Below are 13,181 nucleotides of genomic sequence, written 5' to 3'. Positions count from 1 at the left end.
CTACGTGCTGCGCAGGCTAGGGTCGCTCACCATGAACGTGGTGCTCGACCTGCAGGACGTGTCCATCCGTCGGGGGACCAAGACGATCCTCGACTCGGTGAGCTGGCAGGTCCGGGAGGGTGAACGCTGGGTCGTGCTCGGCCGCAACGGCGCGGGCAAGACGACGCTCCTGCAGATCGCGGCCGGCCGGATGCACCCGTCGTCCGGCGTCGCGGAGCTGCTCGGCGAGCGGCTGGGCCGGGTCGACGTGTTCGAGCTCCGGCCGCGCATCGGGCTGGCGAGCTCGGCGCTCGCGGACCGCATCCCCGCGTCGGAGACCGTGCGGGACGTCGTGCTCACCGCCGCCTACGGCGTGACCGGTCGGTGGCGGGAGAGCTACGAGGACCTCGACCAGGCGCGTGCCCACGACCTGATGTCGGCCTTCGGGGTGGACGGGCTCGCGGATCGCTCGTTCGGCACCCTCAGTGAGGGCGAGCGCAAGCGGGCGCAGATCGCGCGGGCCCTCATGACCGATCCGGAGCTGCTGCTCCTGGACGAGCCCGCCGCGGGCCTCGACCTGGGCGGACGCGAGGAGCTGGTGGCCGCTCTCGCCGAGCTCGCGCGGGATCGACGCTCGCCCGTCCTGGTGCTCGTCACCCATCACGTCGAGGAGATCCCGCCGGGGTTCACGCACGTGCTGCTGCTCACCGACGGGCACGTGCACGCGGCCGGCCCCATCGCGGAGGTCCTCACCGCCCAGAACCTGACCGGTGCCTTCGGGCTCGACCTCGTGGTGGAGCAGTCCGCGGATCGCTGGTCGGCGCGCGCGACGAGATAGGTCACGCCCGCCGGACAGGCACCTAGGATTGGTACGTAAGGCCTCGTCAGAGGGTATTTGTCGGTTCCGCGGTTGGTCCAGCGAGGGGAGTTCGTGATGGACGTGCTTTGGTGGGTCGGCGCCGCGCTGCTGTTCATCGTGGTCGAGGTCGTCTCGGTGAACCTGGTGCTCGTCATGTTCGCGGGCGGGGCGCTCGCGGCCGCGCTCGCCAACGCGCTCGGGGCACCGGTCGGCGTGCAGTTCGTCACCTTCGCCGTCGTGTCCGGGCTGCTGCTGTTCGCCCTGCGCCCCTGGCTGCTGCGCCGGCTGCGGGGCCGCATGCCCCTCGTCGAGACCAACGCCGCAGCCCAGGTCGGACGGGTCGCCACGGTGGTGGCCGACGTCGGCCCGGCCGGTGGGCGCATCAAGCTCACAGGCGAGGTCTGGTCCGCCCGGACCGCCCGCGACGGGCTCGCCTTCCCCGTGGGCGCCGAGGTGCGGGTCGTCCGCCTCGACGGTGCCACCGCCATCGTGGACGGCTCCGTGCCGCCGATGCACCTCGCGCCACCCGCAGAACCCGGCTTTCCTGAGCACAAGGAGAACGCATGAATGACAGTCCGGTCGACCTCGGGACCATTGCCGGCTATCTCGTCCTGGGTCTGTTCCTCATCTTCGTGTTCGTCGCGATCGTCCGGGCCGTCCGGATCGTGCCGCAGGCGACCGCGCTCGTCATCGAGCGGCTCGGTCGGTACTCGCGCACGCTCGAGCCGGGGCTGCACCTGCTGATCCCGTTCGTCGACCGGGTGCGGGCCGGGGTCGACCTGCGCGAGCAGGTCGTCTCGTTCCCCCCGCAGCCCGTGATCACCTCCGACAACCTCGTGGTGAGCATCGACACGGTGATCTACTTCCAGGTCATCGACCCCAAGTCCGCGGTCTACGAGATCGCCAACTACCTCCTCGGCATCGAGCAGATCACCGTCACCACCTTGCGTAACGTGATCGGGTCCATGGACCTCGAGCAGACCCTGACCAGCCGCGACCAGATCAACGGTCAGCTGCGCGGGGTGCTCGACGAGGCGACCGGACGATGGGGGATCCGCGTGAACCGCGTCGAGCTCAAGTCCATCGATCCGCCGCAGAGCATCCAGGGTTCGATGGAGATGCAGATGCGCGCCGAGCGCGACCGGCGCGCCGCGATCCTCACGGCCGAAGGGGTCAAGCAGTCCCAGATCCTCACGGCCGAGGGGGACAAGCAGGGGGCGATCCTGCGGGCCGAGGGCTCCGCCCAGGCGGCGATCCTCACGGCCGAGGGCGAGGCCCGCGCGATCCTCCAGGTCTTCGACGCCGTGCACCGTGGCGACCCCGACCCCAAGCTGCTCGCGTACCAGTACCTGCAGATGCTGCCGAAGATCGCGAACAGCCAGGCCAACAAGGTCTGGATCATCCCGTCCGAGCTCACCGGCGCACTCAGCCAGTTCACCAAGGGGTTCGCGGGCGCGATGGAGGCACCGGCCGAAGGTGCCGAGCCCGTCCGTCCGCCCGGCTGGTCCCCGCTCGCGGGCGAGCTGCCGCCGACCGCGCTGACCGACCCCGCCGTGGCTCTCGCCGAGGCGCGCCGGGAGTCCCAGGCCGCGACGGCCGACGCCACGAGCGCCGGGACGCTCAGCGGGTTCCCGTTCGACCCGGACGCCGAGGCGGGGCAGAAGCCCTAGCCCGGAACCCCGCACGACGCATCTCGCCCTGAGGAAAGCCCAGGGCGAGATGCGCTGCCTGCCGCCGGGTGGTGGCAGGCTGCATCGTGTTCGCGCACCCTTCCCGTCACTGCGCGACCCTCGGGAGATTTCGTGCTGATCCGGTTGCTGCGCGGATACCTGCGCCCCTACACCGCGCCCATCGCAGCGGTTCTCGTGCTGCAGCTCATCCAGACGCTCGCGACGCTCTATCTGCCCAGCCTCAACGCGAACATCGTCGACCAGGGCATCGCGGTGGGCGACACGGGGTACATCCTGCGCACCGGCAGCTGGATGCTCGCGGTCAGCCTGCTGCAGGTCCTGACCGCGATCGCGGCGGTGTACTTCGGGGCCAAGGTCGCGATGGCGTTCGGGCGGGACGTGCGCGAGGGCCTGTTCACCCGCGTCCAGGACTTCTCCGCCCAGGAGGTCGGCCACTTCGGGGCGCCGTCGCTGATCACCCGCACCACGAACGACGTCCAGCAGGTGCAGATGGTCGTGCTGCTGACGTTCACGATGATGGTGATGGCGCCGATCATGCTGGTCGGTGGCGTCGTGATGGCGCTGCGCGAGGACGTCGCGCTGTCCCGGCTGCTCCTGGTCGTCGTCCCGGTGCTCGGCATCGCCGTCGGCCTGATCGTGAGCCGGATGATCCCGTACTTCCGGGCCATGCAGAAGCGGATCGACAAGATCAACGCGGTGCTGCGCGAGCAGATCACCGGGATCCGGGTGATCCGCTCGTTCGTGCGCGAGCGGCGCGAGTCCGAGCGGTTCGGAGTGGCCAACTCGGCGCTGTACGACACCTCGGTGCGGGTCGGCAAGCTGATGGCGCTCATGTTCCCGACCGTGATGCTCGTGATGAACGCGTCCAGCGTGGCCGTGATGTGGTTCGGCGGCCAGCGCATCGACACCGGTCAGATGACGATCGGGGCGCTCACGGCCTTCCTCATGTACATCATGTACATCCTCATGGCCGTGATGATCGCCACGATGATGTTCGTGATGGTGCCCCGCGCCGTGGTCTCCGCCGAACGGATCGTCGAGGTGCTCGACACCGAGCCGACCGTGCGCCGCCCGGCCCACCCGGTGCCGGCGGAGTCGCTGCCCGGCCCGGGCGAGCCGCGCGGACAGCTCGAGCTGCGCAGCGCCGAGTTCCGCTACCCGGGCGCGCAGTCGCCGGTGCTGCGCGACCTGAGCCTCACGGCCCGGCCGGGGCAGACCACGGCGATCATCGGGTCGACGGGGTCCGGCAAGACGACGCTGCTCAGCCTCGTGCCACGCCTTTTCGACGTCACGGGTGGCACCGTGCTCGTCGACGGCATCGACGTGCGCGACCTCGAGCCGGACGACCTGTGGGCGCTGATCGGGCTGGTGCCGCAGAAGCCGTTCCTGTTCAGCGGGACCGTCGCGTCGAACCTGCGCTACGGCAAACCCGACGCGACCGACGCCGAGCTGTGGCACGCGCTCGACGTCGCGCAGGCGCGGGAGTTCGTCGAGGCCATGCCCGACGGCCTCGACGGGCGCATCTCGCAGGGCGGCGCGAACGTGTCCGGCGGGCAGCGTCAGCGCCTGGCCATCGCCCGGGCGCTCGTGAAACGACCATCGATCTACCTGTTCGACGACTCGTTCTCCGCCCTCGACTTCGCCACGGACGCCGCGCTGCGGGCCGCGCTCGTCCCCGAGACGCGGGACGCCACCGTCGTGATCGTCGCCCAACGGGTCTCGACGATCCGCCAGGCCGACCAGATCATCGTGCTCGACGACGGCGCCGTCGTCGGCGTCGGGACGCATCCCGAGCTGATGGCCACGTCCGCGACCTATCGCGAGATCGTCCTGTCCCAGGTGACCGAGGAGGAGGCGGCGTGAGCGACGAGCGCACGGACGCAGACGTGAGCGACGTCCACGACGACGACACCGAACCGGCTCCACGGCCACCGCGCGGGATGCGGCACGGTCCGATGATGGGCGGCGGCATGCCGGCCGAGAAGTCGATGGACTTCCGGGCGTCGGGTCGCCGGCTCCTCGGGGCGCTGCGCCCCGAGCGGCTCCAGATCGCCGTCGTCATGAGCCTCGCGGTCGCCTCGGTCGCCCTCGTCGTGCTCGGGCCGAAGATCCTCGGCACGGCGACGAACATCATCTTCGAGGGTGTGATCGGCCGGCAGCTGCCGGCCGGGATCACCCAGCAGGAGGCGATCGACGCCGCCCGCGCGCAGGGCCAGGACACGTTCGCGGACCTGCTCGGCGGGATGGACGTGGTTCCCGGGGCCGGGATCGACTTCGACCGCCTCGGCCGGGTGCTGCTCGCCGTGCTGGCGATCTACGTGGGGTCGTTCCTGTTCGGCTGGCTCCAGGGCCGGTTCACGACCGGTGTCGTGCAGCGCACCACCTTCCGGCTGCGCGCCGACGTCGAGGCCAAGCTGTCGCGCGTGCCGCTGCGGTACTTCGACCGTCAGCAGCGCGGGGAGGTGCTCTCCCGGGTCACGAACGACATCGACAACATCGCCCAGACGATGCAGCAGACGCTCTCGCAGCTCATCACCGCCGTCCTGACGGTGATCGGGGTGATCGTGATGATGTTCTGGATCTCGCCGGTGCTGGCCCTCGTCGCGCTGGTGACGGTGCCGCTGTCGATCGTCATCACGGTCGCCATCGCCAAGCGCTCCCAGCCGCAGTTCGTCGCGCAGTGGTCGTGGACCGGCAAGCTGAACGCCCACATCGAGGAGATGTACACCGGGCACGCGCTGGTCAAGGTCTTCGGCCGGCAGAAGCAGGCCATCGCCACGTTCCACGAGCGCAACGGCGAGCTGTACGCCGCGAGCTTCAAGGCGCAGTTCATCTCGGGCATCATCCAGCCGGCGATGGGGTTCGTCGCCAACCTCAACTACGTGATCGTGGCCGTCGTCGGCGGGCTGAAGGTGGCCTCCGGGACGATGACCCTCGGCGACGTGCAGGCCTTCATCCAGTACTCGCGGCAGTTCACGCAGCCGATCACCCAGATCGCCTCGATGATGAACCTGCTCCAGTCGGGGGTCGCCTCGGCCGAGCGGGTCTTCGAGCTGCTGGACGCGACCGAGCAGAGCCCGGACCCCGAGGTGCCGGCGATCCTGCCGGTGCCCGTCCGCGGGCGGGTCGCGTTCGAGGACGTCTCGTTCCGCTACGAGCAGGACCGCCCCCTGATCGATCACCTCTCGCTGGTCGCGGAGCCGGGGCAGACGGTCGCCATCGTCGGCCCGACCGGTGCCGGCAAGACCACCCTGGTCAACCTGCTGATGCGGTTCTACGAGGTGGACGCGGGCCGGATCACCCTCGACGGCATCGACGTCGCCACCCTCACCCGCGACGCGCTGCGCTCGAAGATCGGCATGGTGCTCCAGGACACCTGGCTGTTCGGCGGCACGATCGAGGAGAACATCACCTACGGCGCGACCGACGCGACCCGCGAGCAGATGCTCGCCGCGGCGCACGCCACGCACGTCGACCGCCTGGTGAGCACGCTGCCGGACGGGTACGCGACCGTGCTCGACGACGAGGGCGCGAACGTGAGCGCGGGGGAGAAGCAGCTGCTCACCATCGCGCGGGCGTTCCTGGCGGACCCGGCGATCCTCGTCCTGGACGAGGCCACGAGCTCGGTCGACACGCGCACCGAGGTGCTGGTCCAGCAGGCCATGGCCGCGCTGCGCGCCGGACGGACGTCGTTCGTCATCGCGCACCGCCTGTCCACGATCCGCGACGCGGACGTGATCCTCGTGATGGAGCACGGCGCGATCGTCGAGCAGGGCACGCATGCGGACCTGCTCGCGGCGAACGGGGCCTACGCCGCGCTGTACGCCAGCCAGTTCGCGCTCGCGGCGGCCCCGATCGACTGACCGGGCGGCTCGCCGGGCAGTGCGGGGCGGCACCCGGGCCGCCCCGGGGAGAACCCCGCAGCGCAGGTGGCAGGATCGGCGCGTGCCGATCATCCAGGTCACCGATCCCGGTGACGAGCGACTGCAGGACTACTTCCACCTCACGGACGTGGCCCTGCGCTCGCGGGACGAGCCCGGCAAGGGCCTGTACATGGCAGAGAGCTCGAAGGTCATCGAACGGGCGATCCGGGCCGGGCACCGCCCGCGGTCGTTCCTCATGACCGAGCGATGGCTCGGTGACCTCGCCGGCGTCCTGCGCGTGGTCGCGGAGCGCGACGGCGACGTGCCGGTCTACGTCGGCACCCCCGGGGTCGTCGAGGCGATCACCGGCTTCAACCTGCACCGCGGTGCCCTGGCGGCCATGCACCGCCCGGCGCCGATCGCGCTCGACGACCTGCTCTCGGGGGCGCGGCGGATCGCCGTCCTCGAGGACATCGTCGACCACACGAATGTCGGGGCTGTCCTGCGCAGCGCTGCCGCGCTGGGGGTCGACGGCGTCGTGGTCTCGCCGCGCTGCGCGGATCCGCTCTACCGCCGGTCGGTGCGGGTCTCGATGGGCGCCGCGATCTCGCTGCCGCACCACCGGATCGCCGCCTGGCCGGGCGGGCTGGCCGAGCTCCGGGACGCAGGCTTCACCCTCGTCGCGCTCGCACTGAGCGACGACGCCGTCTCGCTCGACGACTTCGAGCGCGCGCTCCCCGGCAAGATCGCGTGGCTGCTCGGCACGGAGGGCAGCGGGCTCTCCCCGGCGGCGATCGCCGCGGCGGACGTCGTGGTCAAGATCCCGATGATGGCGGGCGTCGACTCGCTCAACGTGGCCGCCGCCAGCGCCGTGGCGTTCTGGGCGTCGCGGCCCCGCTGACCTGCCCCGCTGACCTGGCCGGTTCAGCGACGGGTGGCCGGCGTGAAGTACAACGGGCCGACGGCGTCGTGTACCCATGGGGGCTGCGTTGTTTCCCCTGCACACGGCGCTTTTCGGGGGCGGGATGTCCCAGACTTCGGTTGGCGGAACTGGCCGGGCAAAAACTTACGCTAGCGTAAGTTACGACCCCGTAAGTTAGCGCTGCTGGAGGAACTGATCATGGCCCAGATGACCACGACCGGCGTCGACGGCTCTGGCCGTCTTGACGGCCAGGTGCTTCCGACCGTGATCCAGGGTGGCATGGGGGTCGCCGTGTCCTCCTGGCAGCTCGCCAAGGCGGTCGCGCGCACCGGCCAGCTCGGGGTGGTGTCCGGAACGGCGCTCGACGTCGTGGTGGCCCGGCGGCTCCAGGACGGCGACCTCGACGGCGACATCCGGCGCGCGCTGGCGGACTTCCCGATCCCGTCGATCGCGCACCACGTCCTGCGCAAGTACTTCATCGAGGGCGGCAAGGCGCCGGACAAGCCGTACGCACCCGTGCCCAAGCTCGGGCTCAAGGCGACGGTCAAGTCGCTCGAGCTCTCGGTCATCGCCAACTACGCCGAGGTGTGGCTGGCGAAGGAGGGCCACGACGGCCTGGTGGGCATCAACTTCCTGGAGAAGATCCAGATGGCGACGCCGAGCGCCGCGTACGGCGCGATGCTCGCCGGCGTCGACTACGTCCTCATGGGCGCCGGGATCCCGTCCGAGATCCCGCGGATGCTGACCGAGCTCGCCCGCCACGACTACTCGGAGATCGGCCTCCACGTGATCGGCGGCACCGAGAACTACGCCGTCGGGCTGGACCCGGTCGAGCTGACCGGCGGCGGCCTGGCGCCGCTGCGGCGGCCCCACTTCCTCGCGATCGTGTCCTCGCACGTGCTGTCCGCGTATCTCGCCAAGGACGAGGCGACCCGGCCCGACGGGTTCGTCGTGGAGGGGCCGCCGGCCGGTGGGCACAACGCGCCGCCTCGCGGCCGCATGGTCCTGGACGACGACGGCCAGCCGATCTTCGGGCCCCGCGACGACGCGGACCTGGTCAAGGTCGCCGACGTCGGGCTGCCGTTCTGGCTGGCCGGCGGGTACGGCACCCCCGACAAGGTCGCCGAGGCGCTCTCCGCCGGCGCCGCGGGGGTCCAGGTCGGCACGTTGTTCTCGCTGTCCGAGGAGTCCGGCGTGGAGAACTCGCTCCGCCTGGACATGCTCAGCGGTCTGGCCGACGGCACGCTCGAGGTCCGCACCGACCCGCGCGCCTCGCCGACAGGTTTCCCGTTCAAGGTCGCGACCCTGGCCGGTACGCAGTCCGACCAGGCGATGTACGAGGCCCGGCCGCGGTTGTGCGACGTCGGCCACCTGAGGGTCGCGTTCGAGAAGGAGCCGGGCACGGTCGGCTATCGCTGCCCGTCCGAGCCGGTGCACATGTTCCTGAAGAAGGGCGGGACCCTCGAGGAGACCGTCGGGCGCAAGTGCCTGTGCAACGCCCTGCTCACCAACGTCTCGCTCGGGCAGACCCGCAAGGACGGGTACCGCGAGGAGGCCCTGGTCACCCTGGGCGCCGATCTCGCCGGTGTCACCGATCTGCTCGCGACCTACCCCGACGGCTGGACCGCCACCGAGGCTGTCGCCTTCCTCGTCGGGTAGCGCCCGTCCGCCTCAGGCCGCCAGCATCCCGCCCGTGGTCACCAGCACCGCGGCGCGGAGCTCCGCGAACGTGCGCTCGGGCGAGAAGACCAGCCATTCGAGCCCCGCCACGAGCGTCGCGCCGAAGACCGCCGCGCCCACGAGCTTGGCGTCCAGATCGGGACGCGACCGGTGCACGACGTCGGCGAACGCGCCCATCGAGTCGTCCCGCACGAGCCGCACGGACTCCTGCCAGTGGCGTCCGGTGCGGAAGATCTCGGCGGTGATCAGCTTGGCGAAATCGGGGTGCTCGTGCACCTGCGTCAGGAGCTCGGTGATGAGGGCCTCGAGGGCACGTTGACCCTCGAGTCCGGCGCTCGCCGCGCGCAGGGCCGTGCTCAGGCGGGTGACCCCCTCGGTGAGGATGGTCGTGAACAGCTCCTCCTTGGACCCGAAGTTGTAGTACACGCTGCCCTTGGCCACCCCCGCCGCCGCGGCGATCTCCTCCACGGACGTCGCGGAGAACCCCTGGTCGGAGATCAGGGCGATCGCGGCCGCCATGATCTGCTGGCGGGTGTCCCCGCGGCGTTCGGGGGTCGCCTGCCGTTCGGGGGTCGCGGGGGCGGCCTTGACAGTCGCGGTGGCCGGTTCGAGGTCCATGAGCGCCAGCCTGTCAGATCGCGAGCACGGGGTGGAGCCGGCTCAGGCTCCAGGTCCGCATCCGCCCGGCCCGCCAGGCGGTGATCGTGAGGGAGACCACGAGGAGCGCCCCGAGGTAGGCCACGGACGTCCACAGCCGAGCGTCGATCCCGCCGGTGATGACCTCGCGCAGGCCGCTGACGGCATAGCTCATCGGGAGCAGCGGGTGGATGACCCGGAAGAACAGCGGGGTCGTCTCGACCGGATAGGTCCCGCCCGACGACGCGAGCTGGAGCATGAGCAGGGCGAGGATCGCGACCTTGCCCGCCGCCGGGCCGAACACCGCGTTCAGCGTCTGCTGCAGGGCGAGGAACGCCGCCACGATCAGCAGGGTGAAGGTGACCGTGCCGGCCACGCTCGAGTACTCCAGCCCCACCCCGTAGTGGATGACGGCGAGCATGATCACGACCTGCCCGACGCCGATCGCGAGCGCCGGCAGGAAGCCGGCGAGCGCGGCCCGCCAGCCCGAGGCGGGGGTCGCCAGGGCGCGCGGGGGGACCGGGCGCAGGAGCAGCCAGGTGATGAGGGCCCCGACGAACAGGGCGAGCGGGATGAAGAAGGGCGCGAAGCCCTCGCCGAAGCCCTCCGCCTCGGCGGTGTCGGTCGAGCCGATCGACACCGGTGAGCTGATCACCTTCGCGCGCTGGGCCCGGAGCGCGGCCGAGTCGGCGGGCAGCCGGGCGGCGCCGTCGGTCAGCGCGTCGCTGAGGGTCTGGGTCCCGTCGCCGAGCAGTCCGGCGCCGTCGGCCACGCGGCTCACGCCGTCGGCCAGGTCCGCCGACCCGACGGAAAGGGTGTCGGTGCCGGTCGCGAGCTGTCCCGCCCCGTCGGACAGCTTGTTCGCCCCGTCCGCCAGGGCGCCCGTGCCGGTGGCGAGCCGGCCGGCGCCGTCGGACAGCGTGCGGGTGCCGGTGGCGAGCTGCGTGACCCCGCCGGAGACCTGGTTCGCGCCGTCGGCCAGGGTGACCAGACCGGTGTCCAACGTCGTCGCACCGGTCGCCACGGCGTGGGCGCCCGTGTCGAGGGCAGCGAGGTCGGCCTGCATGGCGGTGAGCTCGGCCTCGCCCGGAAGGGAGGCGGTGAGCGTCTGGAGGCCGGCGAGCAGCTGCTGGGCGTCGACATCACCGGTCCTGGCCTGCGTCGCGAGGTAGGACCCGATCGGAGTCAGGCCGGCGCTGAGCCCCGGGAGCTGCCCGGCAAGGGACCCGACCTTCGCCGCGGCGGCATCGACGCCGGTCGCCACCTGCGCGGCACCGGCCGCCAGGGTCTCGCCGGACGACGCCGCGGCGGTGGCGCCGTCAGCGACGGCAGTGGCGCCGGGTGCCAGGGTCGAGGCACCGAGGGCGGCGTCGGCGGCACCGGTCGCGAGGGCGGTGGCGCCGGTGGCTGCGTCGGTGGCGCCGGTCGCGAGCTCTGCGGCCCCGGCCGCGACGGTGGCGGACGCCTGGGCAGCGGTAGCCGCCCCCGTGGCGAGGGATGCCGCTCCGTCGGCGCCCTGGGTCGCGCCCTCGGCGAGCTGGCCGCTCGCGGCCCGGAGCGTGACCGCGCCGTCGGAGGCCTGAGCGAACCCGTCGTGCGCGGAGCCGAGGCCCACCAGGACCGACTCGACGGCCTGCTCGCCGACGGTGTCGGAGACCGCGGTGCGGACCTGGGACATGGCCTGCCGGCCCAGGGTCGTGGCCAGGAACGAGTTCGCGTCGTTGTAGGTCACCTCCAGCTCGGCGGCGGTCGGGTCGTCCCCGCCGGCGGAGGCGATCCGTTCGGAGAAGTCCGCGGGGATCGTCAGGGCGAAGTAGTAGGTGCCGTCCGAGACGCCGTCGGCGGCCTCGTCGGCGTCGGCCACGACCCAGTCGAGGTCCTTCGAGTCGAGCAGCCTCGCCGCGACGTCCGACCCGGCGTCCAGGGTCGTGCCGCCGACCTGCGCCGGGGTGTCCGCGTTCACGAGGGCGACCGGCAGGTTGTCGAGGTTGCCGGTCGGGTCCCAGAACGCCCAGAGGTACAGCGCCCCGTAGAGCAGCGGGATGAGCAGCATGGCGCCGACGGCGATCTTGGGCAGGGTGCCGTGGCGGAACCTGCGCAGCTCGGTGCCGGTGGAGAGGAGGGAGATCACGATGGTCCGATCGGTAGTGCGGGGCGCGGCACGGTGGGGTGCTGCGGGTGCGGCGGGTGCGACGGGGTGCCGCTCGCAGGCGGCGGAGTGCCGGTGGGGGCGGCGGAGCGGGTGACGGTCAGGCGGCTGCGAGATCGTGCGTGGCGGTGCTCAGATGGAACTGCTGCGGCCGGATCGTCCACGACATCGCGGCGGCCTCGCCGAGGGACGAGACGGAGGCGATGACCGTGGTGCCCGCCGCTGCGACCGCCTCGAGGCACGACCACACGACCTGTCGGCGCACGCTGTCGCGCACCTGGTCGACGTCGTCCACGACGAGCAGGTCGGGCTTCTGGGTCATGGCCAGGGCGATGCGCAGCAGCATCAGGTCGACCTCGTCGAGGTCCCAGATCTTGGCCGTGACGCGGGGGAGCGGCCGGTCGCCCCAGAGCGGATCGACCAGATCGGCAAAGCCGCGCTGGGTGATCCGCGGCACCCGCCGGTACCACGGGGTGAGCCAGGCCATGCGCTCGCGGACGACGTCGGACACCCGGACCGACTCGTCCAGGTCGTCGATCCCCGCGAAGCCCGCGACGGCGACGTGGCGTTGGACCTGGTTGCGCGCATGGGGGAGCGCGTACCCGAGCACCGTGAGGCTGGATGCTTTGTCGGGCACCATCCGACCGGCGAGCGTGAGCAGCAGGCTCGATCGGCCCGATCCCTGGATCCCTTGGATGATCAGCATCGTGCCGACCTCCTGGGTGAGGTCGACGGGGCCGTACACGAGCCCGCGTTTGCCGTGCAGGCTCAGTCCCTCCGCGACGACGGCGCGCGGCGGCTGCCGAGAGGGGGTGGTGTCGGCAGCGGGCGTCTGGCTGGCAGAGGTGGGCGGCGCTGGCGTGGCGAGCGGGGCAGTCGGGGTGAGCGCTGTGGCCCCTGCGGGGGTGACGGTCGCGGTGGTCGCGGTGGGCGCGGTGCGGGGCGCAGGCAGATGGCGTGACATGGCGAGAACCTCTGGGGTCGTGGTGCGACGGGGACTTCTCGACGCATCTCTTAAACTGACCGGTCAGTACAAAGAGTAAGCGTAGCCCCGATCGGGCCTGGTTGCACTTCTGGAGGGGGCCGGGGTGCCGCGGTGTGATCGAGGACACGTGGGTCGGCTGCGGTGGCGGGGTGGCTGCGGTGGCGGGGCGCGGCTTGGCCGGAGCCCGAGGGCACAGTCGGCTGCTGGCACCTGTGCAAAGTCGTGCTGACGGTGTTCTGGGTCGATCTATTTCTGTCCGTCACCCGTCCCCAGGCGCCTGTTTCGTCGTTCTTTCCACAGATTCCTGCTGCTCTCGGCGACCCGTTGTGGATATCTTTCGGCGGGCGCGGGGAATGTCAGTGGCCCCGGTTAGGGTTTGTCGTATCGCAATTCGCGGACCGACGAGCGCAGGGGCGG

General features: G+C 71.4%; 10 protein-coding genes. 7 read left to right on the top strand and 3 right to left on the bottom strand.

Annotated features, from left to right (window positions below):
- The first annotated feature begins 31 nt into the window (after window positions 1–31).
- The 7 genes from EUA98_RS12915 (at window position 32) to EUA98_RS12885 (ending at window position 8,973) form a co-directional block, all read left to right on the top strand.
- Window positions 32–817, top strand: coding sequence for an ABC transporter ATP-binding protein (locus EUA98_RS12915; RefSeq protein ID WP_130103101.1), 786 nt, complete (start codon window positions 32–34; stop codon window positions 815–817).
- A 96-nt stretch (window positions 818–913) separates the two neighbouring features.
- Window positions 914–1,405: an NfeD family protein gene (locus EUA98_RS12910; protein ID WP_130103100.1), complete on the top strand. Its 492-nt coding sequence runs from the start codon at window positions 914–916 to the stop codon at window positions 1,403–1,405.
- Entirely contained in the window at window positions 1,402–2,508 is a 1,107-nt protein-coding gene (locus EUA98_RS12905; RefSeq protein ID WP_130103099.1) for an SPFH domain-containing protein, read from the top strand. Before EUA98_RS12910 ends, EUA98_RS12905 begins: the two co-directional genes overlap by 4 nt.
- Before the next feature lie 132 nt (window positions 2,509–2,640).
- On the top strand, window positions 2,641–4,392 hold the full coding sequence (locus EUA98_RS12900; RefSeq protein ID WP_165372828.1) for an ABC transporter ATP-binding protein: 1,752 nt from the start codon (window positions 2,641–2,643) through the stop codon (window positions 4,390–4,392).
- Window positions 4,393–4,499: 107 nt separating this feature from the next.
- A complete protein-coding gene (locus EUA98_RS12895) occupies window positions 4,500–6,392 on the top strand; it encodes an ABC transporter ATP-binding protein (RefSeq protein ID WP_130103136.1) in 1,893 nt (630 codons plus the stop codon).
- A gap of 82 nt (window positions 6,393–6,474) precedes the next feature.
- The gene (locus tag EUA98_RS12890) at window positions 6,475–7,293 is read left to right on the top strand and encodes a TrmH family RNA methyltransferase (RefSeq protein WP_242511477.1); all 819 of its coding nucleotides are present in this window, start codon (window positions 6,475–6,477) and stop codon (window positions 7,291–7,293) included.
- Between the two features lie 219 nt (window positions 7,294–7,512).
- Window positions 7,513–8,973 (top strand): nitronate monooxygenase, encoded by a 1,461-nt coding sequence (locus tag EUA98_RS12885; protein ID WP_242511475.1) that lies wholly within the window; start codon window positions 7,513–7,515, stop codon window positions 8,971–8,973.
- 12 nt (window positions 8,974–8,985) lie between these two features.
- Here EUA98_RS12885 and EUA98_RS12880 read toward each other — a convergent pair whose 3' ends face one another.
- The 3 genes from EUA98_RS12880 to EUA98_RS12870 all read right to left on the bottom strand — a co-directional run bounded on the left by EUA98_RS12880 (window position 8,986) and on the right by EUA98_RS12870 (window position 12,743).
- Window positions 8,986–9,612 (bottom strand): TetR/AcrR family transcriptional regulator, encoded by a 627-nt coding sequence (locus tag EUA98_RS12880; RefSeq protein ID WP_130103097.1) that lies wholly within the window; start codon window positions 9,610–9,612, stop codon window positions 8,986–8,988.
- A 13-nt stretch (window positions 9,613–9,625) separates the two neighbouring features.
- A complete protein-coding gene (locus EUA98_RS12875; RefSeq protein WP_130103096.1) occupies window positions 9,626–11,761 on the bottom strand; it encodes a YhgE/Pip domain-containing protein in 2,136 nt (711 codons plus the stop codon).
- A gap of 118 nt (window positions 11,762–11,879) precedes the next feature.
- Entirely contained in the window at window positions 11,880–12,743 is an 864-nt protein-coding gene (locus EUA98_RS12870) for a P-loop NTPase family protein (RefSeq protein ID WP_165372827.1), read from the bottom strand.
- Between the last annotated feature and the right edge of the window lie 438 nt (window positions 12,744–13,181).

The organism is Pengzhenrongella frigida, assembly GCF_004168625.1.
GTDB lineage: Bacteria > Actinomycetota > Actinomycetes > Actinomycetales > Cellulomonadaceae > Pengzhenrongella > Pengzhenrongella frigida.
The sequence above is the reverse complement of the archived record's forward strand: the minus strand, read 5'-3'. Positions and strand labels throughout refer to the sequence as shown.